The following is a 22,861-nucleotide window of genomic DNA, read 5'->3' on the forward strand; positions in this document are numbered from 1 at the left end:
GCCGGTTCACGCCGCCGGGGTCGTCGCGCTTTCCCTGCCTTCCCGCGCGCTCAGACGCGCCGTCATCGTCTCCCCGGTCGCCACCGTGAGCGCCATCACGACGCCTGCCGCGAGCACCGCCCAGTCGCCCAGGAAGGTGCAGAGGATCACCAGCAGGGCGGCCGTCGGCAGTACCAACTGCTGGGCGATGCCCACCTTGAAGTGGCGGGAATGCAGCGCCCAGACCGTCAGCAGATACAGCGCCGCCGGCAGTGTCACCGCGGCCGACGCCGCCAGCGTGGAGATATGCGCCTTGCCGACGGACTGCTCGACCGCCACCTCCAGGCCGGCGCCGATCGCCGCCGCCGACGCGAAGATCAGGTAGTGCCCGTACCCCCACAGGAACGCCTGTCCGTTGTTCCGCAGATGGCCGTGGATCGGCACCACGAAGTAGATCCACCAGGCCGCGAAGATGATCAGCAGCCCGCCCGCGGCGATCGGCACCAGTTCGCCCAGTGCGTCGTTCTCGTCGATTCCGGTCTTCACCCCGATCGTGGCCGCCGCGATCGTCTCGCCCAGCACGATGATGGTGAACAGCCCGTATCGCTCGGAGATGTGGTGCGGATGCCAGGACGTGGTGAAGTCCTTCTCCGCGTACGGCGGTACGCACATCTCCAGGATCGCCATGACCAGGAAGCCCCAGGGCAGGGCGTCGCCGGGCACGGCCAGCAGCACCAGCCAGCCGATCTGACAGAACAGCACCCCGCCGGCGTACCGCCGGGCCGTCGTTCTCTCCGGGCCGTCGGCCGACTGCGCGGCCCGCAGCCACTGTGTCACCAGGGCCAGCCGCATGATCACGTAGCCCAGGGTGACGGCCAGGAAGTCGTGGTCCTCGAAGGCCCGGGAGACCCCGGCCGCCAGGACCAGGACTCCCGCGATCTGGATCAGGGTGACGACCCGGTAGAGCACGTCGTCGTTGTCGTACGCCGAGGCGAACCAGGTGAAGTTCATCCAGGCCCACCAGATGGCGAAGAAGGACATCGCGTAGTAGAGGATCCCCTCGCCCGCATGCCCCTCGGCGACGGCGTGCACCAGTTGGAGGCCCGCCTGCGCGATGGCGACGACGAAGCACAGGTCGAAGAAGAGCTCCAGCGGCGTGGCGACCCGGTGCGCCTCGTCGCGACCGCGGGCGGTGAGGCTGCGCAGCGGTCGTCGGCGTTCTGGCGGGTCGGGGGAGGTGGATGCCGGAGTCGGGCTGGATGTCATGAGTCCAAGCACAGCAGATAACCCGCCGAAATTCTTGTGAAGGCCTCACAAGAACCGGGGGCCCCGGAGAGCCGGTGAAAGACCAGGTCAGCCGAGGCGCGGGCGGAAGCGGCCGCCCGCGGCCGTACCCTGAAGGCATGAGCACCGGCCCCGACCCCGAGCAGCCCGCCCCGAAGCCCGCGTTGATCTTCGACGACCCGCTGGACCAGCAGTCCGCGGACGACACGGACCGCGGCTGGGGCGAGCGGCCCGGCGCCGACGGCAGCAGCGCGGCCGACCTCAAGCGCTTCCTGGACGAGAAGCCGCCGCACCACCTCTGAGTCCGACGGGTCCAGCAGGCCCCCGGGGTCCGGCAGGCCCTCGCCCGCCGGACCTCCCGAACCTCCGCGGTCACCGCTGGTCGCGGCCCTACCGTTGCCGCTACGGCTCGTTGTGACCCGACCCGCGCTGTGCGACCAGGGCGTCGCGGATCTCCTTGAGCACCTCCAACTCGGTCACCTCCATGACCTCGTGCGTGCCCTCCTTCGCCTTCCGGCGGGCCTCCAGGCGGGCCAGGTACTTCGCCATCGGCAGCACCATCAGGAAGTAGACGACCGCCGCGGTGATCACAAAGCTCAGCGTCGCGCCGAGGACCGAGCCCCACAGCAGCCGGATGCCCTGATCGCCCTGGCAGTTGTCGCTCAGACAAGAGCTGTAGTTGTCGAGGTTCTTCGTGCCGATCGCTCCGACCAGCGGGTTGATGAGCCCCTTCACCACCGCGTTGACGATGTTGGTGAAGGCGGCACCGATGACCACCGCGACCGCCAGGTCGACCACGTTCCCGCGCATCAGGAAGGTCTTGAAGCCCTCCCAGATGCTCGGTTCCTTCTTCTCGCTCACCGGGGAGCCTCTCCTCGCGCACACAGGCTGTGGAATCAAACGATCCGCAACCTACGTCAGCCCGAGGCCGCCATGTCCAGTTGGGTAGCTTGAACGAGCGACTTGACACCAGCGTGCGCAGAAGGCGAACCACCCGGCTCAGCACAGCGTCACCGCCAGCCGCGCCGTCGCACTGGCACCGGCGAGACCCGCCGCCGTGGACCGCGGTACCGACAGAACGACCAACGCCCCGCTCTCACCGGCAAAGTCCACAGGCTCGGGCACCTTCGTCACCCGCGCCCCGCGAGCGACCACACGTGCTTCACCGCCCGTGGGGGTCTCCTCGGCGGCGATGACGTCGACCCGGTCGCCGGGCCGCAGCAGCCTGACCGTCTCTCCGTCGGCGATCCGCACCGGCGCGGACACCCGCTCGACGGTGCGGTGTTGACGTACCGGCTCGGACACCGGGTGCCCGCGCGCCCGGTCGGCCTCCCGCGGGCCCGCCGCCACGAGCGCCGCCGCGGTGACGGCGAGCCCGGCTGCCACGGCCCGCCTCCGGTGCCGTACGAGACGGCCCAGTTGACCGCGACCACCGCGCACCCGGACGGGAGCGAAGTGCGGCACCTCGCAGGTGGCGGGAGCGTCGGTGCCGAGCGGACGAGGCGAAACCGGAGAGGGAGAGGACGGAGAGGAAGAGGACGAGGGAGAGGGAGAAGGTGCGAAGGACATGCGGACCACCACCTGTGCGTGACGAGGAATCGGCTTTCCCCGCCACGATGAGGCTTTGCGCCGCCGCTCGCTGAGGCCCGTGCGCTACTGGCCGGTTGTGGACAACTCCCTCACCCGAACGGGAAGTTCCGCCCTTCAGTCCGCCCTCTTGAGCACGCTGCCCCCTCCGCTACGGCAGCTCAAACCCCGGATCCATCCCGCCCAGCGCCGTCGTACACAGGCAGTCCCGCTCCTCGGTGGCGGGCAGCGCGGCGACGGCGTCGAACAGCACGCCCCGCAGCCGGTCCACATTCGCCGCGAACACCCGCAGAACCTCGTCGTGCGAGACGCCCTCGCCGGTCTCGGCGCCCGCGTCGAGGTCGGTGACCAGGGTCAACGACGAGTAGCAGAGCTCGAGTTCACGGGCCAGCGCCGCCTCGGGGTGCCCGGTCATGCCCACCACGGACCAGCCCTGCGCCCGGTGCCACAACGATTCGGCACGGGTCGAGAAGCGCGGCCCCTCGATCACCACCAGCGTGCCGCCGTCCACCGCCTCCCAGTCGCGCCCCCGCGCCGCCTTCAGCGCCGCCGTCCGCCCGGTGGGGCAGTAGGGGTCGGCCAGGGACACATGCACCACGTTCGGCAGGGTCCCGTCGGGCAGCGGAAGCCCGTCGAAGTACGACCCCGCCCGGGATTTCGTACGGTCGACCAGCTGATCCGGCACGAGCAGCGTGCCGGGTCCGTACTCGGGGCGCAGGCCGCCCACCGCGCACGGGCCGAGGACCTGACGCACGCCGACCGACCGCAGTGCCCACAGGTTGGCCTGGTAGTTGATGCGGTGCGGCGGCAGATGGTGGCCGCGTCCGTGCCGGGGCAGGAAGGCGACCCGCCGCCCGGCGATCTCGCCGAGGAAGAGCGAGTCACTGGGCGCACCGTAAGGGGTGTCCACCTGGATCTCGGTCACGTCGTCGAGGAACGAATAGAAGCCGGAGCCCCCGATTACACCGATCTCTGCGTTGGCCATGACCAGCACACTAGCTGGCCCCGGCCGGGCGCAGAGAGGGGCTCCGGAAAAGCCGGGAACCCTGCCGTCGTACGACGACAGGGTCCGGTGAGCGAGGCTTTGCGCGCCTACGCGGCGGAGCTGCTGCTGGACGAGGTGCCGGAACTCGACGAGGTGCCGGTGCTCGACGACTTCGTGTCCGAGGACGACGACGTGGTCGAGGAGTCCGAGGAGGACGTCGACGGCTTCGACGATGCCGGGGCGCTGCTCGACGAGGAGCCACGGCTGTCATTGCGGTAGAAGCCGGAGCCCTTGAAGACGATGCCGACCGCGGAGAACACCTTCTTGAGGCGGCCCTGGCAGCTGGGGCACTCGGTCAGGGCATCGTCGGTGAACTTCTGCACCGCCTCGAGGCCCTCGCCGCACTCGGTGCACTGGTACTGGTAGGTGGGCACTGTCTTCCTCCTGGCACTCTCACTCGATGAGTGCTAACGACGGTCCATAGTGACGTATTCCGCGGGATCAGTCCACTGCGACCGGTGTGCGGTGACCGACGCCACGTGCGACGGTGCGGCTGCGGGGCCGCGTCGCCAGCCTCGAGCGCAGCGCAATAAGCGTCGCCAGGGCCAGCACGGTGCCGCCCATCGGCACGAGGAATCCGGCACCGTCCCAGAAGCGGTCCTCGAGTTGTCCGGCGACCGTGACGGCCGCCGCCTGTCCGAGGGCCACCGCGCCGGTCAGCCAGGTGAAGGCCTCGGTGCGGGCGCCGGCCGGGACCAGGCCCTCGACCAGCGTGTAGCCGGTGATCAGCGCGGGCGCGATGCACATGCCCACGAGCAGGCCAAGGCCCGCGAGGACGAGCACGGAGTGCGCGGCCCACAGGCCGGATGCCGTCAGCGCGAGCGCGCCGTACGCGACCACGAGGCGGCGCTGCGGGGCGACCTTCCAGGCGATCGCGCCGCAGACGAGGCCGGAGAGCATGTTGCCCGCGGCGAAGACGCCGTACAGGACGCCGTTCAGGCCGGGCTCGCCGATCGACTCGCTGAACGCGGCCAGCGAGACCTGCATCCCGCCGAAGACGGCGCCGATGCCGAGGAACGTCACGATCAGAACACGTACTCCAGGGATGCGCAGCGCGGAAACGTGCTCCACGCGCGCGTGCCCGCTCACCGTGACGCGGGGCTGCGTGCTCTTCTGCGCGGCGAACAGCAGACCGCCGATGAGCGTCAGTGCCGCCTCGGTCACCAGGCCCGCGGCCGGGTCGACGGCCGTGCACAGGGCGGTCGCCAGCAGCGGTCCGACGACGAAGGTCAGCTCGTCGGTGACGGACTCGAAGGCCGCCGCGGTCGTCATCAGGGGCGAGTCCTGGAGCTTCACGCCCCAGCGAGCCCGCACCATCGGCCCGATCTGCGGCACGGAGGCGCCGGTGGGCACGGCCGCCGCGAACAGTGCCCACAGCGGGGCGTCCGTGAGCGCGAGGGCCGTCAGGGTCAGGCCCGACAGCGTGTGCACCAGCACGCCGGGGACCAGCACGGCCCGCTGTCCGTAGCGGTCCGCGAGGCGCCCGCTGTAGGGGGCGAACACGGCCATGGCGACACCGGTGGCCGCCGCGACGGCGCCCGCGGCGCCGTACGAGCCGGTGGTGTGCTGCACGAGCAGCACGATGGAGAGGGTGAGCATCGCGAACGGCTGGCGTGCCGCGAAGCCGGGGAGCAGGAACGTCCAGGCGCCGCGGGTACGCAGCAGTTGCCCGTAGCCCGGGCGGGAGGAGGCCGGCGAGTTCTTCGACGGCTCGGTGGTGACCGTGGATGCCACGGCCCGTGCCTTTCTGCCGCCTGGTAGCGCGCCCCCGCAGGTGGGGGGCGGCGCCGAGAGCTGTCCTCTTGCGCGGAACTGCGGTAGATACCGGCGCCCACTGCGGGGGGCGTCACGGCCGCCATACGGTCGCGCCAGCTCTGCGTCAGACAGAGTTGGTTCGATCAAAGTGCGCCTTCATCGTACAGGGATCAGTGAGTGGCGCACCTGTGAAAGTGAGCACCATAGTGGCGTTCACCTGTGATTGTTGTCGCCGTTGGTCCCCAGCCATCCGGCCAGCTTGCCGCCGTGCCCCACCGCCCGCAGCCGCCGCTCCGCCGCGTCCCGGACGGGGTCGGTGGCGACCACGAGCAGTTCGTCCCCGCGTCGCAGCACGGTCGTCGGCAGTGGTACGAACGATTTCCCGTCGCGTACGACAAGCGTGACGGCGGCCCCGGCCGGCAGCCGCAGTTCGTTGATCTCCACGCCGTGCATCTTCGACCCCTCGGGGATCGACAGGGACAGCAGATGCCCGCGCAGCCGCTCCAGCGGCGCCGACTCGATGCCGAGGTCGGCGGCCTCGGTCTCATCGCCCAGATGCAGCTTGCGGGCCAGCCACGGCAGCGTCGGCCCCTGGATCAGGGTGTAGACGACGACCAGGACGAAGACGATGTTGAAGATGCGGCGGCTGGCTTCGACGCCCTCCACCATGGGGATTGTCGCCAGGATGATGGGCACGGCGCCGCGCAGCCCGGCCCAGGACATCAGTGTCTGCTCCGTCCATGGCACCCGGAACGGCACCAGGCACAGCACCACGCTCAGCGGACGCGCCACCATGGTCAGCACCAGTCCGATGACCAGCGCGGGCACGATGTCGTCGCCCAGCTCGTGCGGGGTGACCAGCAGGCCGAGCAGGACGAACATGCCGATCTGCGCGATCCAGCCGAGCCCGTCGGCGAAACCGCGCGTGGCGGGCCAGTGCGGCAGCTTCGCGTTGCCCATGACCATCGAGGCGAGATACACACCGAGGAAGCCGCTGCCGTGGACCATGGCGCCCGCCGCGTACGCCGTGACGGCGATGGCGATGACGGCGATCGGGTAGAGGCCGGAGGCGGGCAGCGCCACATGCCTGAGCCCCCAGGAGCCCAGCCAGCCCACCGCGAGACCGATGGCGGCGCCGATGGCCAGCTCCAGGAGTATCTCGCCCACCAGCACATACCAGTGCTCGATCGGTCCCGCCGTGGAGAAGGCGAGCACCAGGATGACCACGGGGGCGTCGTTGAAGCCGGACTCGGCCTCCAGCGTGCCCGTCACGCGCGCGGGGAGGGGGATTTTCCGCAGCACCGAGAAGACGGCCGCCGCGTCCGTCGACGACACGATCGCGCCGACGATCAGTGCCTGACGCCACTCCAGCCCGATGAGATGGTGCGCGGCCGTCGCCGTGATCCCGACGCTGACCGCGACCCCGACGAGCGCCAGCATGGTGGCGGCCGGCAGCGCGGGCTTGATCTCTTTCCACTTCGTGCCGAGACCGCCCTCGGCGAGGATCACGACCAGCGCCGCATAGCCGATCACCTGCGTCAGCTCGGCATCGTTGAAGTGGATGTCGCCGATGCCGTCCTGGCCCATGAGGACGCCGATGCCCAGGTAGACGAGCAGGCCGGGGAGCCCGCTGCGCGAGGAGATCCGGACCGCTGCGACGGCGACGAGCAGGACGAGCGAGCAGACGAGCAGAAGTTCGTTGAGATCGTGGACTGTCAGCGGCCGTTCCCTTTCCTTGCTCACGCACGGCACGCGCGCGTGGGCGTGGGCTCATGTACATCTGACACGAAGGCATGGTGCTTCGCGCCCAAGTACTTCGTTACCTTACCTAACTCTTGACGATTTCTTGACGTTCCGGGGGTGAGATCGAACGCCCGTCCGTCCCGGTTCCCCACTCCGCGTCAAGGGGCGCCGGGCCCTGCGCCTATGGTTGCTCCAGCGCTCATTCAAAAGGACAGCCGGCCCTGCCGCTCGCGTAAGGACAGCAAGGACAGCGATGCCCCCCAATACCACCGCCTCATCGGGTCAGCAGCCCGGCAAGTCTCGGAGGAAGAAGGGGCGCAGAGGCCGTCTGATCGTCCTCGTCCTCGTGCTGGCCCTCGTCGGAGGTGTTGCCTACGGGGGCTACTGGTCCATCAGCACCGTCCGTGCCTCCTTCCCGCAGACCAAGGGTTCCATCTCGCTCGACGGCCTGTCGGCACCGGTCGACGTCAAGCGTGACGGCAATGGCATCCCGCAGGTCTACGCCTCCTCTGACGAGGACCTGTTCATGGCGCAGGGCTACGTCCAGGCGCAGGACCGGTTCTACGAGATGGACGTGCGCCGGCACATGACCTCCGGCCGCCTGTCGGAGATGTTCGGCAAGGGCCAGGTCGACAACGACGAGTTCCTGCGCACCCTGGGCTGGGACCGCGTGGCGAAGGAGGAGTACGACACCAAGCTGTCGCCCGCCACGAAGAAGTACCTCCAGGCGTACGCCAAGGGAGTCAACGCCTACCTGGAGGGCAAGGAAGGCGAGGAAATCTCCCTGGAGTACGCGGCTCTCGGGTTCAGCAACGACTACAAGCCCGAGAAGTGGACCCCGGTCGACTCGGTGGCCTGGCTGAAGGCGATGGCCTGGGACCTGCGCGGCAACATGCAGGACGAGATCGACCGCGCCCTGATGACCAGCCGCCTGGGCCCCAAGCAGATCGACGACCTGTACCCGGCCTACCCGTACGGCCGGAACAAGCCGATCGTCCAGGACGGTCAGTACGACGACCTCACGGCGACCTTCGAGCAGAGCGACAGCGCGAGCGGCGCGTCGGGAACGTCCACGGGCGGCACGACGGGCCAGTCCTCCTCGGGCACGGCCTCCTCGGCCCTCCAGACCCAGCTGACGGGCCTCTACGACGTCCTCGACGACCTCCCCACGGCCGTCGGCGTGAACGGCAACGGCATCGGCTCCAACGCCTGGGCCGTCTCCGGCGAGCACACCATCACCGGCAAGCCGCTGCTGGCCAACGACCCGCACCTGTCGGCCTCGCTGCCGTCCGTCTGGTACCAGATGGGCCTGCACTGCCGCACCGTCTCCAGCAAGTGCCAGTACGACGTCAGCGGCTACACCTTCGCGGGCATGCCCGGCGTCGTCATCGGCCACAACCAGAACATCTCCTGGGGCATGACCAACTCCGGCGTCGACGTCACCGACCTCTACCTGCAGAAACTCACTGGCAACGGCTACCTGTTCGACGGCACGGTCAAGCCGTTCTCCTCGCGTGAGGAGACCATCAAGGTCGTCGGCGGCGCATCGAAGAAGATCATCGTCCGGGAGACCCAGGACGAGAAGATCAAGGGCGGAGAGACCTTGCCAGGGATGCCGCTGCTGTCCGACCGCGACGACGAGCTGGTGAAGGTCGGCAAGAAGGCCACCGTCGACGCCGCGGCCCCCGACCGCGGGGACGGCTACGGCATCGCACTGCGCTGGACCGCCCTGGACGCGGGCACCACCATGGACGCCGTCTTCGCCATGGACAAGGCTGCCGACTGGAACGACTTCCGCGAGGCGGCCGCGCTGTTCGAGGTGCCCTCGCAGAACCTGGTCTACGCCGACACCCAGGGCAACATCGGCTACACGCTGCCCGGAAAGATCCCCGCGCGCGACAAGGACGACGACGGCAGGCTCCCGGCGCCGGGCTGGGACTCCAAGTACGAATGGACCGGCTACGTCGACCAGGACGAACTGCCCTTCGAGCTCAACCCGAAGCGTGGCTACATCGTCACCGCCAACCAGGCCGTCGTCGATCAGGACTACCCCTACACGCTGACCACGGACTGGGGTTACGGCGCCCGCAGCCAGCGGATCACCGACCTGATCCAGTCGAAGATCGACGACGGCGGCAAGATCTCCACCGACGACATGCGCCAGATGCAGCTCGACAACAGCAGTGAGATCGCCAAGCTGCTCGTGCCCCAACTGCTGAAGATCGACATCGCCGACAAGGACGTCCGCGAGGCCCAGAAGCTCCTCGAGGGCTGGGACTACACCCAGGACGCCGACTCGGCGGCGGCCGCCTACTTCAACGCGGTCTGGCGCAACATCCTCAAGCTCGCCTTCGGCAACAAGCTGCCCAAGGAACTGCGCGTCGAGGGCCAGTGCCTGTGGGTCGACCCGGTCAACACCACCGGCCCCGCGGACGAGACCGAGAAGGTGCGCGAGTGCGGCCAGCGCGAAGCCGACCAGGCGCAGCCGGATGGCGGTGACCGCTGGTTCGAGGTCGTTCGGAGCCTCATGGACGACCCGGACAGCGACTGGTGGAAGACGCCCCGCTCGGGCACCCGCCCGGCCGCCGACAACCGCGACAAGCTGTTCGAGCGCGCCATGATCGACGCCCGCTGGGAGCTGACCGCCAAGCTCGGAAAGGACATCGACACCTGGAACTGGGGCCGGCTGCACCGCCTGTTCCTGAAGAACCAGACCCTGGGCACCGAAGGCCCCGGCTTCCTGCAGTACGCCCTCAACCGCGGCCCCTGGAGGCTCAGCGGCGGCGAGGCGACGGTCAACGCGACCGGCTGGAACGCCGCCGGCGGTTACGGCGTCATCTGGGTGCCGTCGATGCGCATGGTGGTCAACCTCGGCGACCTCGACAAGTCGAAGTGGATCAACCTCACCGGCGCGTCAGGGCATGCCTACAGCTCCCACTACACCGACCAGACGAACAAATGGGCCAAGGGCGAACTGCTGGACTGGTCCTTCTCGGACAAGGCGGTCGAGGAGAACACCAGTGACACGCTGGTGCTGAAGCCCTGAGGCACTGAAATGCCCCTCCACGCGCGCGTGGAGGGGCATTTCCTGTTCATGGGCGTCCTGTTCACGGCCGACTGAAGCGACGTACGCCCGACGGCGTCACCACCGCGTGCACCGGCCGGTCGTGAGCCTCCGCGGGCACCCGCTCGACTACCTCCGAGTCGTACAGGAGCACCACCAGCGCCGGATGCGCGCCCGCGCTCTCCAGGCGGGCGAGGACCCGGTCGTACGATCCCCCGCCGCGCCCCAGCCGCATGCCGCGCGCGTCAACGGCCAGGCCGGGCAGCAGGACGACGTCGGCGCCGGTCACCGCGTCCGGGCCCAGCCGTTCCCCGGTGGGTTCGAAGAGGGCCATTCTGCCGCCGTGTTGGACGCGCGCGAGGGAGTCCGCTCCGGAATACGCGCCCCAGTCCAGGTCGTTGTCCGGCAGGAGCGCCGGGAGCAGCACACGTACGCCCCGCGCGCGCAGCGCGTCCAGCAGCGCGAGCGTTCCGGGTTCGCTCCCGACGGAGACGTACGCCGCCACTGTGCGGGCCTGTGCCAACTCGGGCAGCTCGAGCGCGCGCTCGCCCAGAGCCTCGGCGGCTTCCCGCAGGTCATCCGCGGTCAACCTGCTTCTCACCGAGATGAACCCTCGCCGCAACATTCGCTTGTCAGGCTCAGCCGGACGTCCGATGTGACTCAAAGGTCGCACCCGTACCCTTCTATTGCGCTCATATGAGAGCCAATTAACCGGAGCCACAGATTCTCCACAAAGGCACCGGATAAGGTTGCGGGCATGACTCAGTCGCACCCAAGGATCAGCAAGGCTGTCATTCCCGCAGCGGGCCTCGGAACCCGGTTCCTGCCGGCCACCAAAGCCACTCCCAAGGAGATGCTGCCGGTCGTCGACAAGCCGGCGATCCAGTACGTGGTCGAGGAGGCCGCCTCCGCGGGCCTCGATGACGTCCTCATGATCACGGGCCGCAACAAGCGCCCCCTCGAGGACCACTTCGACCGCAACTACGAGCTGGAATCGGCCCTTCAGAAGAAGGGCGACGCCGGCCGGCTCGCCAAGGTGCAGGAGTCCAGCGACCTCGCCACCATGCACTACGTGCGCCAGGGCGACCCCAAGGGCCTCGGCCACGCCGTGCTCTGCGCGGCCCCGCACGTGGGCCAGGAGCCCTTCGCCGTCCTCCTCGGCGACGACCTGATCGACCCGCGCGACCCGCTGCTCAAGCGGATGGTCGAGGTGCAGGAGCAGCACGGCGGCAGCGTCATCGCGCTCATGGAGGTCGCGCCCGAGCAGATCCACCTCTACGGCTGCGCGGCCGTGGAGACCACCGAGGACAGCGACGTCGTCAAGGTGTCGGACCTGGTCGAGAAGCCGGCCGCGGCCGACGCTCCGTCCAACTACGCCATCATCGGCCGCTACGTCCTCGACCCGCACGTCTTCGACATACTGCGCAAGACCGAGCCCGGTCGCGGCGGCGAGATCCAGCTCACCGACGCCCTCCAGCAGCTCTCGCAGGACGAGAAGGTCGGCGGCCCGGTGCACGGCGTCGTCTTCAAGGGCCGCCGCTATGACACCGGCGACCGCGGTGACTATCTGCGTGCCATTGTCAGACTCGCGTGCGAACGTGAAGACCTGGGCCCGGACTTCCGGACCTGGCTTCGCAGTTACGTAGCCGAGGAGATGTAGCAACGTTGAGCGCCGCGCCCCGCACCGCCGGTCAGGACCACCTCTGGTCGGTGGACGAGCACTTGGAGGACATCCTCGCCACCGTCCGCCCCCTGGAACCCATCGAGCTGCAACTCCTCGATGCCCAGGGCTGTGTCCTGGTCGAGGACGTCACGGTGCCGGTGTCCCTGCCGCCGTTCGACAACAGCTCCATGGACGGGTACGCGGTGCGGGTCGCGGATGTCGCGGGCGCGAGCGAGGAGTTCCCGGCGGTCCTGGAGGTCGTCGGGGATGTCGCGGCGGGCCAGGCCGAGCTGCTCCAGGTGGGGCCCGGCCAGGCCGCCCGCATCATGACCGGCGCCCCGCTGCCGCCCGGCGCGGAGACCGTCGTCCCCGTGGAGTGGACCGACGGAGGCCTCGGCGAGGGCCCGGTGACGGGGATGCGCGCACGCAGCCTGGCCCCCGCGGGCGCCGACGGGCAGGTGCAGGTGTACCGGCCGGCCGAGGCACGCGCGCACGTACGCGCGATGGGCAGCGATGTGAAGGCCGGCGACCGCGCCCTGGAAGCCGGCACCGTCCTCGGCCCACCGCAGATCGCGCTGCTCGCCGCCATCGGACGCGGCTCGGTACGCGTGCGCCCGCGCCCGCGCGTCGTCGTCCTGTCCACCGGCAGCGAACTCGTCCAGCCCGACCAGGAGCTCGGCAGCGGCCAGATCTACGACTCCAACAGCTTCGCCCTCACCGCCTGCGCCCGCGACGCCGGCGCCATCGCCTACCGGGTGGGCGCCGTCGCGGACGACGCCGAGACGCTCCGGTCCACCATCGAGGACCAGCTCGTCCGCGCCGACCTCATGGTCACCACGGGCGGGGTGAGCGTCGGCGCGTACGACGTCGTCAAGGAGGCGCTGTCGCACGTCGGGGACGAGGACGAGGCGGGCAGCGGTATCGACTTCCGCAAGCTCGCCATGCAGCCCGGCAAGCCCCAGGGCTTCGGCTCCATCGGCCCCGACCACACACCGCTGCTGGCACTCCCCGGCAACCCGGTGTCGTCGTACGTCTCCTTCGAGCTGTTCGTCCGCCCCGCGATCCGCACCCTCATGGGCCTCGACGACGTCCACCGGCCCACCACCCGGGCCACGCTCACCGCGGACGAGGCGCTGACCTCGCCGAAGGGGCGCAGACAGTTCCTGCGCGGGACGTACGCCGACGGCGAGGTGACCCCCGTCGGCGGGGCCGGATCCCACCTGGTCGCGGCCCTCGCACACGCGGACGCGCTGATCGTGGTCCCCGAGGACGTGGAGTCCGTCGAGCCCGGCGCCGAGGTCGAGGTGGTCCTGCTCCGCTGAGCGCCCCAGGTTGGGGGTACCGTGTCGCGCACAACTGGCCCGGCGCCGTACTGCGGCGGGCCCGGACCGGGAGCGCCACACGCCATGACTGTGCCTTCCCGGGGGGAGACCCCCGGACCCTCTGTGCAGGACCGACTGACGCACATTGACGACGCGGGCGCCGCGCGCATGGTCGACGTATCCGGGAAGGACGTGACCGCGCGCACCGCCCGTGCCAGCGGCCGTGTCCTCGTCTCACCCCGCGTGGTCGAGCTGCTGCGCGGCGAGGGGGTTCCCAAGGGGGACGCCCTGGCCACCGCGCGGATCGCGGGCATCATGGGCGCCAAGCGCACGCCGGATCTGATCCCGCTGTGCCATCCGTTGTCGGTGTCGGGTGTGAAACTGGATCTGTCGGTCGCGGACGACGCCGTGGAGATCCTGGCCACCGTGAAGACGACGGACCGCACGGGCGTCGAGATGGAGGCGCTCACCGCGGTCTCCGTCGCCGCGCTCACCGTGATCGACATGGTCAAGGCGGTCGACAAGGGAGCGGTCATCACGGACGTACGGGTGGAGGAGAAGACGGGCGGCAAGTCGGGCGACTGGAGCCGGGCATGACGTATCGCGCTCTTGTGGTCACCGCCTCCAACAGGGCGGCCGCCGGGGTCTACGAGGACAAGGGCGGTCCATTGATCGCCGAGGGCCTCAAGGGCTTCGGCTTCGCGGTCGACGGCCCGCAGGTCGTCCCCGACGGCGACCCCGTGGAGGCCGCCCTGCGCGCGGGCGTCGAGGCCGGCTATGACGCCATCGTCACCACCGGCGGCACCGGCATCTCGCCCACCGACCGCACACCCGAGGCGACCCGCAGGGTGATCGACCACGAGGTGCCGGGCATCGCGGAGGCCATCCGCGCGTTCGGACGGGAGAAGGTGCCGACGGCGGCGCTCTCCCGCGGTCTGGCCGGGGTGGCGGGGCGGACGCTGATCGTGAACCTGCCCGGGTCCAGCGGCGGGGTGAGGGACGGACTGGCCGTCCTGCAGCCGCTGTTGGCGCACGCCGTCGACCAGATCCGCGGCGGGGACCACCCCAGACCCGGCGCCGGTAGTGGGGGTGCGAGCTGAACAGCCCATCCTGGCCGGCCGTGCTGGTGGACGGCGATGTCGTCCTCCGGCCGATAAAGCTGCGCGACCAGCGCGCCTGGCGTGAGGTCAACCGGCGCAACCGCGACTGGCTGCGGCCCTGGGAGGCGACGATTCCGCCGCCCACGCCGACCGGGCCGATCGCGCACCGGCCGACCTACCGCCAGATGGTGCGCCATCTGCGGTCCGAGGCGAACGCGGGCCGGATGCTGCCGTTCGTGATCGAGTACCAGGGGCGGCTGGTGGGGCAGTTGACGGTCGCCGGGATCACCTGGGGTTCGATGTGCTCGGGGCACATCGGCTACTGGGTGGACGAGGACGTGGCAGGACGCGGGGTGATGCCGACGGCTGTGGCGCTTGTCGTGGACCACTGTTTCCGGACCGTTGGTCTGCACCGCATCGAGGTCTGCATTCGCCCCGAGAACGGGCCCAGCCGCCGGGTCGTGGAGAAACTCGGATTCCGCGAGGAGGGCCTGCGTCCGCGTTATCTCCACATCGACGGAGCCTGGCGCGACCACCTCGTCTTCGCGCTCACTGCGGAAGAGGTGCCCGAAGGGCTGCTGAGCCGCTGGCGCCGGTCGCGCTCGCAGAAAGCGCCGCGTACGAACCCGCAGAACACCCAGGGGAATCCCGCCTAGCCCGGAAATTGAATAAGTGTTCGAAATTGTTCGCCCGATGACCGGCTCAAGGCAATAAATTCGCACCCTCAGCGGCCTGCTGATCGCATCGGTCACAAAAAAAGTTCGAAATATCAGCCAGATCGTGCGACACACCGGCTCAATTGGCAGATGGCCTCACGCAAACCCCTCTACCGTGTGAGGCGTGAGCAGCAGCGGCCTCATCTACGCAGTCATTGTCGGGGCCTGGGCCGCCTACTTGGTGCCGATGTGGCTCCGTAGGCAGGACGAGCTGAACGAGGCCCGTCCGACGGAACGCTTCAGCACCGCCATCCGGCTGCTGTCCGGACGGGCGGCGATGGAGCGCCGATACGCCAAGGACCTGCGGGCGCGCTCCGCCGACGAGGGGGAGCCCAGCGCCGACGACCCGGGCACGGTCACCGATTCGGTGGACGTCCGGGCCTTCGCCATGCCACCGAGCCGCCCACAGGCGCGCGCGGCGGTTCAGGCACCGGCCCAAGGGCGCTCGGAACCGGCGCGCGAGCAGGCGCCCGCGCCGGAGCCCAAATCCACCCACGCATCCGCGCCCGAAGCCAAGCCCGCGCCCGACCCCGCCGCCGCGCCGCCGCGCAAGCGGATTCCGGCCGCCCGGCGCACCCCCGACGCGGAGGCGGCCGAAGCACGGGCTCGGCGCTCGAAGGTCCTCGCGCGCCGCCGGCGCACCACGGTGGTCCTCTTCCTCGCCTTCACCCTCGGTGCGATCGTCGCCGCGGTCGGCGGGCTCGCGTTCCTCTGGGCGCCCGGCGTGCCCGCCGTGATGCTCAGCGCGTACATCGTGTATCTCCGCGCCCAGGAACGCCGCCGCTTCGCCTACCAGATGGACCGGCGCCGGGCCGAGGCCGCGGCGCAGCGACTGCGCGAGCGCAGCCGCCAGCCGCGTCGGCGTACCTCCGCCGAAGCCGGCGCGGGCACGGGAACCGACGAGCACGACGAAAGGCCCAAGCCGGAGCAGGACGCCGGCCTCTCGGCTCTCGCCGCCGACCGCCGCGCCCTCGTCGAGCAGACCGACCACGCCGAGTGGGTCGACCAGCAGCGCGAGCGGCAACGGCGGCCGGGCCAGGGCGACAGCTGGGACCCGGTACCGGTGCCGCTGCCTACCTATGTGACAGCGCCGGTCGCTCCGCGAGCCACCGCCGGCGTGGACCTCGGCGCACCGGACGCATGGAGCTCGGCACGCTCCAGCTCGGTCGCCCGGGACGGCGAGGCGGGAGCCGGCACGCGGGAGCGTGGCAACAGCGCCGACTCCGCCGCCGTACGCGAGGCCGCCGACCACGACGAGACGGGCGCCCACACGGACGGCAAGGAAGAAGAAGGCGGCCGCAGCGACGCCCGCCGCGCCGCATCCGCCCGCCGGGCACGGGAGCGGGGGCGCACGCCGCTGTTCGACCAGTACGAGGACGGGGACCGGCCGCGCGCGGCGAACGAGTAGCCCACGCGCCGCCGCCCGACGTCACCACCTCCCACCCGCCCCACCAGCCCTGTCCCCCTCCTTCGACCGGCCAAGGAACGGATTTCCAAGCATCCGGATCGGGGTGCTAAGGTTTCACTCGTTGCAAGGGCCTGTGGCGCAGTCCGGTAGCGCACCTCGTTCGCATCGAGGGGGCCAGGGGTTCGAATCCCCTCAGGTCCACCGCACGACTGTTCTTGAGTTCGCTCGGGAGTAGTTGACGAGATCCCGCTGATCTTCATGATCGGTCGGGATCTTCGTCGTTTTCCGGGCTTGGTCGAGCCTGTTCGGGGTGAAGGCGTCGCGGGCGGCTTCCTGCTACTCCTGCTACTGGGGCAACGGTGCGACGGCCGCGGTCCTGCGCCGGGCGGTCAGGAAGAGGGCTGCCGCGACGGCGGCCGAGGTCAGGCCGAGCAGGCCGACGGCGGCGGCCAGGGTGCCGAGGGCGGACTCGGCCGTGATCAGTACCAGCGGGCAGATGAACTGGCCGATGAAGAAGGACGCGGTCCACAGGCCGGTGCCACGGCCGCGGTCGGCGAAGTCCAGCTTGGACATGGCGATGGTGAGCAGGGAAGGCAGCAGAAGACCGGTGCCGAGGCAGTTGAGTACGGCGCCGACGATCAGCAGCGGCGCGCTGTCCGCGAGCCACATCACCGCGAACCCGGCCGAGCACAGGGCGAAGACGAGTGGCAGCCGGGGCCCCGGGGCCCCGCGCAGCTTGGCGAAGGTGATCGCGCCGGCCACGGTGGCGGCGCTGGCGATGGCTGTGGCCAGCCCGATCACGCTGGTCGCCGTCACGCCGAGGTCGTCCAGCAGGTAGGACATCTCCACCGGGACGGTGTAGAAGACGAGGGCCCCGAACACGGTGAGTCCGCAGATCCCGGCCAACTGCCGGAAGGGGAAGGGGCGCTTCGGGGCGACCGCGGTGTCCGTGCTCTCCCCGTCTCCATCCCCGTCCTCGGCGGCGGCACCGGTGGCCGTGGTCGGCTTCGGCAGCCCGATGGCCATGAGCGGGGCGATGAGCAGGCTGACGGCGTAGATCCAGAACGGGGTCCGCCAGCCGGCCGACCCCGCGGCACCGCCGATGACAAAGAACGCGGTCGCGGAGGCGGAGGCGCACATGGTCTGGAGGGCGAGGTAGCGGTCCCGTACCCGGCCGCTGTAGTAGTCGCCGATCAGCGTGGTGCAGCAGGTCATGGGGCCGGGCTGCGATCGAGGGGGCCAATATCCCCGTTCAGTGGCGAACTGCGGCTTCCCGAGTCCTGGCTCGGGAACGCGTGCAGGCTTCGTAGGGCGGAGACTCCCCGTAGTCAGGACATACTCGCCAAAATCTCTTCGACTACCGCAACCGCCTGCTCGGTGCCCTTCTCTCCTTCTCCGGAGGGGGGAGGGCCCTCGACGCAGGCAGCCACAGCGATCCGCCGTCCGTTTGCCCCGTCTGCGTACGCGGTGAACCACGAGGTGGCAGAGTTCTGAGTCTCCGTGACCTGTCCTGTTTTTCCGCCGATGCCGGACTCCGTCCCCTCCGAGCCCTGGGACAGCACGTCGCTGGCCGCGGTCCTGAGCGCCGACCGGAGTGCATCGGCTGTATCGCGGGAGACGACTTGTTCGACCTGGCCGCCCGAGGTCTTGGGTTTCTCAGTGCTGCCGTCGGCTTTCTCCACCCGCTCCACCATCTGGGGGGCTACCAGCCGTCCCCCATTGGCGATCACTGCCGCGACCCTCGCCATCTCCAGCGGAGTCGCCGTGAGCGTGCCCTGTCCGATGCCCGTGAGCGCTGCTTCAGGGGCTGACACGTCCCCTTGGGGATAGCTGCTCTTGGAGACCTTCACGGGCACGGCCAGGCTGTCGTCGTTGAAGCCGAACCTCTCCGCCGTCGACCGGAGCCTGGCCGCACCGAGGTCGGCGGCGATCTTGGCGAAGACGTTGTCGCAGGAGTGGCGCAGCGCCTGCCTGATCGAAGCGTCCTTGCACTGGGGGGACGCGCCGGTCACAGAGGTCGTCGTCAGGGGGAGTACGTAGGGGAGGGGGCTGTTGGTCCTGTCGTCCACCGTCTTGTACAGCCCTGCCTCCAGCGCGGCGGCCGCGACGACGATGCTGAAGGTCCCGCCCGGGGCGCTTGCCTGGCGCAGAGCCCGGTTGCGCATGGGGGAGCGCTCGTCGGCGTTGGCCGCCTTCCACGCCTTCTCGTCCGCCGGCCGATGTCCGCTGAACGTCGCCGGGTCGTACGAGGGCGTGCTGACCACCGTGAGAAGCTTCCCGGACTCGGCGTCGAGCGCCACCGCGGCGCCCTGTCGGTCACCCAGCGCGTCGAATGCGGCCTTCTGGGCCTTGGGATCGATGGTCGTCACGACGTCGCCCGATGCGGTACCGGACGCGGTGCCGGCCAGGACATCGCCGTACACGGCCTCCAGTCCCGCGCTGCCGTACCCCATCGACCGATAGCCGGTGACCGGCGCGTAGAGCGCGCCGTCGGTGTAAGTGCGCTGGTAGGGCACCTTCTTGTTGCCAGTGGCCTTCGAACCTGTGACGGGCTGACCCCCGACGAGGATGTTGCCAAGGCCGCGGTGTGGCTTGGCATTGGGCTTGTCGGCGGAGTCAGTCTGTGCGCCGCCATTGCTGCAGCCGCTCGAGAGAGCGGCCAGCACGGCGAGAACACCCGAGACGCTGAGCGCCCCCCTGATTGTCGAGTGCATGAAGGACAGGGTAGAGAACTGATCCGGAATCAGTGACGTATTCGTCTTGAGCGGGGGCGCAGTGCGACCGCCGTCGGGAGTACCGCGGATGCCACAGCCAGCAGGGCGCAGGCGCCCGTTGCCGTGCCGAGTTCTGCCCAGGGGAGTCGGATCGGCGACCAGACGGACTGCAGGGTGAGGGCGCTCCACATGCCGAGCAGGTTGAGGGTGGTCACCAGGAGGCCCAGGAGAGCGCCGATCGCTACGACCGTCAGGGCCTCGGCGGCGACCAGGCGCAGCACCTGGGTGCGGGTGGCGCCGGCCAGGCGTAGTGCTGTCAGCTCTCGTGCGCGGTCGGAGGCCGCCATGATCTGGGTGTTGGCGAGGGAGATGCCGGTGTAGAGGAGGGCGATGCCGAGGACGAGCAGGATGCCGAGACGGGTGGTTCGGTCGGTGTCGGCGAGGCCGGTCGTGGGGAAGGCCGTCCGGAGCCAGTCGTCGGAGGTGACGACGTCGGCGTGCGCCGCGTGCCTTCGGCCGCCCACTGCCTCCGGCAATCCCACCGTCTCCCGCAACCCCACTGCCTCCCGCAACGCCCCCGCCACACCCGCCCTGTCCGCCCCCTCCCGCACCCGCACATCCACCCGTTCCACCACCGCCCCCGGCGCGTTCGCCGCCGTGACGTAGACCCCGTTGTCCCCGGTCCCCACCGGCATTACCCCGGCGATCCGCAGGGACCGTCGGGTGCCGTCGCCGAGCCAGACCGGTACGTGTTCGCCGACTCGGTGCTGGGACCACTCCTCGTTGACGATGATCGAGTCGTCGTCGAGGTCGGTGACGCGGCCGTCGGTGAGTGGCAGGCGTGCGGTGGCGGCGAGTCGGTGTGGATCGACCGCGTGGGCCTCGGACTTGATGAGGGCGACGCCGTCCTCGAGGACGTACACCGCGCTCGACGCGACCGGGGACACCTCGGCCCCGGGCACCTCCCGAAGCCGCCGCACGGTCGCCGCGTCCAGTGGCGCCCCCGCCGACGTCACCACGAAGTCCGCGGTGGTGCGCTCCCTTGCCTCGGTCGCCCGTGCCTCGTTCAAGGTCGCCGTGGCGCCCAGCAGGGAGCCCGTGAGAGCGACCGTGACCAGAACCGGGGCGGCCACGGCGGCCGTGCGTCCGACGCCGGTCGCGGCGTTCTCCCGGACCAGCAGGCCGATCGCGCCGGGCAGGCGGACGATCAGCCGGGTCAGCGGGCCCACCAGCACCGGGGAGAGCAGGGCGACCGCGGTGATCAGGAGCATCGGGCGGCTGATGTACGTCTTGCGGTGCAGCAGGTCGCCCGGCTCGGTCAGCAGCGCCAGGACCAGGGTCACGGCGGCCGTGATCAGCAGGGCTGTCCCGCACAGGAGACGTCCCCATGGCCGCATTCCGCTCGCCCCGCTGTCCACCGCCGCCTCCCGCAGCGCCTGCGTCGGACCGGTTCGCCCGGCCCGCCAGGACGCGGCGACCGACCCGCACAGGGCGGCCAACAGGCCCGTCCAGAAGGCCAGTTGGTACGGCCAGCTGTGGTCGCCGATCGCGAACCAGGCCGGTGCGAGGCCGCCCTCGACGACCAGGTCGGCGAGGTGCGGGGCGCCGTATGCCCCCAGCGCGCAGCCCGCCGCCGACGCGAGCGCGCCGACCGTCAGCGCCTCCGCGAGGACCATGCGGCGCAGCCGGCCCGGCGTGGCCCCCACCATGCGCAGGAGCCCGAACTCGCGGCGCCGCTGGGCCACCGCGAAGGCGAACGTGGACGCCACGACGAACACCGACACGAACGCGGTGACGCCGCCCGCCGTGCCGAACAGGGCGTTCAGCGCGGTGAGCGCCTCGGCGTCACGGTCGGGATCGGCGTCCGCCAGCCGCCGTTCGTCCCCGGTGAGGACGCGCACGCCGGGAGCCACCAGCCGTCGTACCTCCGACGCCTTCGCGTCCACGACGAGTCGCGTGACCGGCGGCGACAGCGCGGCGGCCCGAGCGTCCGGGTAGAACAACGCGTCCTCGAAGCCGAAGCCGAAGCCGAAGCCGAATCCGCGTGCCCGCGCCTGCCCGACCACCCGCACCGCCCCGGCCACCCGCACCGTCCCGACCACCCGCACCGTCCCACGGTCCGTGCGCAACTTCTGCCCTACGGCGGCCCAGTCGCCCGTCGCCACCACCTCGTCCGCTGCTCTGGGCGCACGGCCCGCGCTCAGTTCGTACGGGGCGAAGGCGGCCGTCGACCACGGGTGACCCACCAGACCGCCGGGCGCGCGTTCCGCTCGTACGGCGAAGGCGCGGTCCTCGGTGACCTTGCCGAGGGTGCGCAGTGCGGCGATCGTCCGCGCCGGGACCGGGCGTGGCTGCGCCAGCGTCTGGGTGCGGTCGCCGACGCGCAGGGTGTCCTGGCCCTGCACCACGACGGGGGCCGCGGCGAACCGTTCCGGCGGTTGCCCGGGCGCGTTCAGGGAGGAGGCCAGGGTCAGCCCCATGACCGTCATCAGCGCGACGCCGAGCGAGAGCGCGACGAAGCTGCCGGCGAAGGTGGTCCAGCGGGTGCGCAGCGCGTGCAGGGTGGTGGTCAGCACGGCAGGGCCTCCAGCTCCGTCATGTGCGCGGCGATCTTCCCCTTCGAGGCCCCGCACAGCTCCCCGTGCACACGCCCGTCCACCAGGAAGACCACCCGGTCCGCATACGACGCGGCCACCGGATCGTGGGTCACCATCACCACCGTGCGGCCCTCGGCGTCGACCAGGCCGCGCAGCAGATCCAGCACCTCACGCCCGGTCCGCGTGTCCAGCGCGCCCGTCGGCTCGTCGCCGAAGAGGACCTCGGGGCGGGTGATCAGGGCGCGGGCGATGGCGACGCGTTGCTGCTGCCCGCCGGACAGCTCCGAGGGCCGATGCCGGGCCCGGTCGCCGAGGCCGACCCGGTGGAGCGCCTCGCGCACGGCGGCCCTGGCCACGCGCCGTCCGGCCAGGCGCAGGGGCAGGGCGATGTTCTGCTCGGCGGTGAGGGACGGCAGCAGGTTGAACGACTGGAACACGAAGCCGATCCGCTGCCGCCGCAGCAAGGTCAGCCTGCGCTCGCTCAGCCCGGTCAGCTCCGTGTCGCCGATCCTGACCGAGCCGGACGTGGGCCGGTCGAGCCCGGCCGCGCACTGCAACAGAGTCGACTTGCCCGACCCCGACGGGCCCATGACGGCGGTGAAGGTGCCCGGCGGGAACGCCAGCGAGACCCGGTCCAGCGCCGTCACCCCGCCGTCGCCGCCACCGTACTGCCTGCTGATGTCCCGCAATTCGATCGCGTTGGGTCTCATCTCTCCCCGCAGTCATAGTCGTTCGGCTTCGTGGTCTCCACGAAGCGGCGAAGCGGCTTCATGGCGTCCACGAAACCGCCCGACCGCCGTCCGAAGCAGTGCGGCAGGACCGAGACTTTGGGTAGGGCTAGGCATACCTCCGACTCTCCGTGCAGCCCGATCGCGGGAGATGCC

At 70.4% G+C, this 22,861-nt stretch carries 19 protein-coding genes, 1 tRNA gene and 1 pseudogene; 9 read left to right on the forward strand and 12 right to left on the reverse strand.

Annotated elements, in window-relative coordinates; translation table 11 throughout:
- Positions 1-6: 6 nt before the first annotated feature.
- Entirely contained in the window at positions 7-1,245 is a 1,239-nt protein-coding gene (locus AB0I98_RS09080; RefSeq protein ID WP_362937522.1) for a low temperature requirement protein A, read from the reverse strand.
- A gap of 137 nt (positions 1,246-1,382) precedes the next feature.
- On the opposite strand from AB0I98_RS09080, the gene AB0I98_RS09085 reads away from it, so the two are divergent.
- A complete protein-coding gene (locus AB0I98_RS09085; protein ID WP_210576529.1) occupies positions 1,383-1,565 on the forward strand; it encodes a hypothetical protein in 183 nt (60 codons plus the stop codon).
- A gap of 100 nt (positions 1,566-1,665) precedes the next feature.
- Here AB0I98_RS09085 and mscL read toward each other — a convergent pair whose 3' ends face one another.
- From mscL to AB0I98_RS09115, 6 genes are all read right to left on the reverse strand, one after another.
- Positions 1,666-2,124 (reverse strand): large conductance mechanosensitive channel protein MscL, encoded by a 459-nt coding sequence (gene mscL, locus AB0I98_RS09090; RefSeq protein ID WP_362937525.1) that lies wholly within the window; start codon positions 2,122-2,124, stop codon positions 1,666-1,668.
- Positions 2,125-2,262: 138 nt separating this feature from the next.
- A complete protein-coding gene (locus AB0I98_RS09095) occupies positions 2,263-2,832 on the reverse strand; it encodes a hypothetical protein (RefSeq protein WP_362937527.1) in 570 nt (189 codons plus the stop codon).
- A 169-nt stretch (positions 2,833-3,001) separates the two neighbouring features.
- Complete coding sequence (locus tag AB0I98_RS09100) at positions 3,002-3,835, reverse strand: S-methyl-5'-thioadenosine phosphorylase (protein ID WP_362937530.1); 834 nt, start codon at positions 3,833-3,835, stop codon at positions 3,002-3,004.
- Positions 3,836-3,942: 107 nt separating this feature from the next.
- Positions 3,943-4,269 carry an FmdB family zinc ribbon protein gene (locus AB0I98_RS09105; RefSeq protein WP_328362960.1) on the reverse strand — a complete coding sequence of 109 codons (327 nt, stop codon included), beginning with the start codon at positions 4,267-4,269 and terminating at the stop codon, positions 3,943-3,945.
- Between the two features lie 67 nt (positions 4,270-4,336).
- Positions 4,337-5,629: an MFS transporter gene (locus tag AB0I98_RS09110; RefSeq protein WP_362937533.1), complete on the reverse strand. Its 1,293-nt coding sequence runs from the start codon at positions 5,627-5,629 to the stop codon at positions 4,337-4,339.
- 234 nt (positions 5,630-5,863) lie between these two features.
- Entirely contained in the window at positions 5,864-7,402 is a 1,539-nt protein-coding gene (locus AB0I98_RS09115; protein ID WP_362937536.1) for a potassium/proton antiporter, read from the reverse strand.
- 244 nt (positions 7,403-7,646) lie between these two features.
- Here AB0I98_RS09115 and AB0I98_RS09120 point away from each other — a divergent pair, with 244 nt between their 5' ends.
- The gene (locus AB0I98_RS09120) at positions 7,647-10,439 is read left to right on the forward strand and encodes a penicillin acylase family protein (protein ID WP_362937538.1); all 2,793 of its coding nucleotides are present in this window, start codon (positions 7,647-7,649) and stop codon (positions 10,437-10,439) included.
- A gap of 61 nt (positions 10,440-10,500) precedes the next feature.
- Here AB0I98_RS09120 and AB0I98_RS09125 read toward each other — a convergent pair whose 3' ends face one another.
- Entirely contained in the window at positions 10,501-11,082 is a 582-nt protein-coding gene (locus AB0I98_RS09125) for a 5-formyltetrahydrofolate cyclo-ligase (RefSeq protein ID WP_362937541.1), read from the reverse strand.
- A gap of 132 nt (positions 11,083-11,214) precedes the next feature.
- Here AB0I98_RS09125 and galU point away from each other — a divergent pair, with 132 nt between their 5' ends.
- The 7 genes from galU to AB0I98_RS09160 all read left to right on the forward strand — a co-directional run bounded on the left by galU (position 11,215) and on the right by AB0I98_RS09160 (position 16,867).
- Complete coding sequence (gene galU / locus AB0I98_RS09130) at positions 11,215-12,117, forward strand: UTP--glucose-1-phosphate uridylyltransferase GalU (protein WP_362937543.1); 903 nt, start codon at positions 11,215-11,217, stop codon at positions 12,115-12,117.
- Between the two features lie 5 nt (positions 12,118-12,122).
- Positions 12,123-13,442: a gephyrin-like molybdotransferase Glp gene (glp, locus tag AB0I98_RS09135; protein WP_362937546.1), complete on the forward strand. Its 1,320-nt coding sequence runs from the start codon at positions 12,123-12,125 to the stop codon at positions 13,440-13,442.
- Positions 13,443-13,526: 84 nt separating this feature from the next.
- Positions 13,527-14,039: a cyclic pyranopterin monophosphate synthase MoaC gene (gene moaC / locus AB0I98_RS09140; protein WP_362937548.1), complete on the forward strand. Its 513-nt coding sequence runs from the start codon at positions 13,527-13,529 to the stop codon at positions 14,037-14,039.
- On the forward strand, positions 14,036-14,542 hold the full coding sequence (locus tag AB0I98_RS09145) for a MogA/MoaB family molybdenum cofactor biosynthesis protein (RefSeq protein WP_362937551.1): 507 nt from the start codon (positions 14,036-14,038) through the stop codon (positions 14,540-14,542). Before moaC ends, AB0I98_RS09145 begins: the two co-directional genes overlap by 4 nt.
- Positions 14,543-14,562: 20 nt before the next feature.
- A complete protein-coding gene (locus tag AB0I98_RS09150) occupies positions 14,563-15,198 on the forward strand; it encodes a GNAT family protein (RefSeq protein WP_362937554.1) in 636 nt (211 codons plus the stop codon).
- Positions 15,199-15,382: 184 nt separating this feature from the next.
- A complete protein-coding gene (gene glpR, locus AB0I98_RS09155) occupies positions 15,383-16,666 on the forward strand; it encodes a gephyrin-like molybdotransferase receptor GlpR (RefSeq protein WP_362937557.1) in 1,284 nt (427 codons plus the stop codon).
- Between the two features lie 127 nt (positions 16,667-16,793).
- Positions 16,794-16,867 (forward strand) — tRNA-Ala (locus AB0I98_RS09160).
- 144 nt (positions 16,868-17,011) lie between these two features.
- On the opposite strand, the pseudogene AB0I98_RS09165 reads toward AB0I98_RS09160, so the two are convergent.
- From AB0I98_RS09165 to AB0I98_RS09180, 4 genes and pseudogenes are all read right to left on the reverse strand, one after another.
- A pseudogene (locus tag AB0I98_RS09165) lies at positions 17,012-17,881 on the reverse strand (MFS transporter); the annotation flags it as partial.
- Between the two features lie 113 nt (positions 17,882-17,994).
- Positions 17,995-19,380, reverse strand: coding sequence for a penicillin-binding transpeptidase domain-containing protein (locus tag AB0I98_RS09170; RefSeq protein WP_362937560.1), 1,386 nt, complete (start codon positions 19,378-19,380; stop codon positions 17,995-17,997).
- A 29-nt stretch (positions 19,381-19,409) separates the two neighbouring features.
- Positions 19,410-21,956: an ABC transporter permease gene (locus AB0I98_RS09175; protein ID WP_362937563.1), complete on the reverse strand. Its 2,547-nt coding sequence runs from the start codon at positions 21,954-21,956 to the stop codon at positions 19,410-19,412.
- On the reverse strand, positions 21,950-22,687 hold the full coding sequence (locus tag AB0I98_RS09180) for an ABC transporter ATP-binding protein (protein WP_362937566.1): 738 nt from the start codon (positions 22,685-22,687) through the stop codon (positions 21,950-21,952). Before AB0I98_RS09180 ends, AB0I98_RS09175 begins: the two co-directional genes overlap by 7 nt.
- Positions 22,688-22,861 lie beyond the last annotated feature (174 nt).

The sequence above is a fragment of the Streptomyces sp. NPDC050211 genome (assembly GCF_040656035.1).
Classification (GTDB): domain Bacteria; phylum Actinomycetota; class Actinomycetes; order Streptomycetales; family Streptomycetaceae; genus Streptomyces.

Coding starts and splice junctions, on each gene's coding strand:
- AB0I98_RS09080 (WP_362937522.1), bottom strand. CDS start 1,245: ATGACATCCAGCCCGACTCCGGCATCCACCTCCCCCGACCCGCCAGAA.
- AB0I98_RS09085 (WP_210576529.1), top strand. CDS start 1,383: ATGAGCACCGGCCCCGACCCCGAGCAGCCCGCCCCGAAGCCCGCGTTG.
- AB0I98_RS09095 (WP_362937527.1), bottom strand. CDS start 2,832: ATGTCCTTCGCACCTTCTCCCTCTCCCTCGTCCTCTTCCTCTCCGTCC.
- AB0I98_RS09100 (WP_362937530.1), bottom strand. CDS start 3,835: ATGGCCAACGCAGAGATCGGTGTAATCGGGGGCTCCGGCTTCTATTCG.
- AB0I98_RS09120 (WP_362937538.1), top strand. CDS start 7,647: ATGCCCCCCAATACCACCGCCTCATCGGGTCAGCAGCCCGGCAAGTCT.
- AB0I98_RS09125 (WP_362937541.1), bottom strand. CDS start 11,082: ATGTTGCGGCGAGGGTTCATCTCGGTGAGAAGCAGGTTGACCGCGGAT.
- galU (WP_362937543.1), top strand. CDS start 11,215: ATGACTCAGTCGCACCCAAGGATCAGCAAGGCTGTCATTCCCGCAGCG.
- moaC (WP_362937548.1), top strand. CDS start 13,527: ATGACTGTGCCTTCCCGGGGGGAGACCCCCGGACCCTCTGTGCAGGAC.
- AB0I98_RS09145 (WP_362937551.1), top strand. CDS start 14,036: ATGACGTATCGCGCTCTTGTGGTCACCGCCTCCAACAGGGCGGCCGCC.
- AB0I98_RS09170 (WP_362937560.1), bottom strand. CDS start 19,380: ATGCACTCGACAATCAGGGGGGCGCTCAGCGTCTCGGGTGTTCTCGCC.
- AB0I98_RS09180 (WP_362937566.1), bottom strand. CDS start 22,687: ATGAGACCCAACGCGATCGAATTGCGGGACATCAGCAGGCAGTACGGT.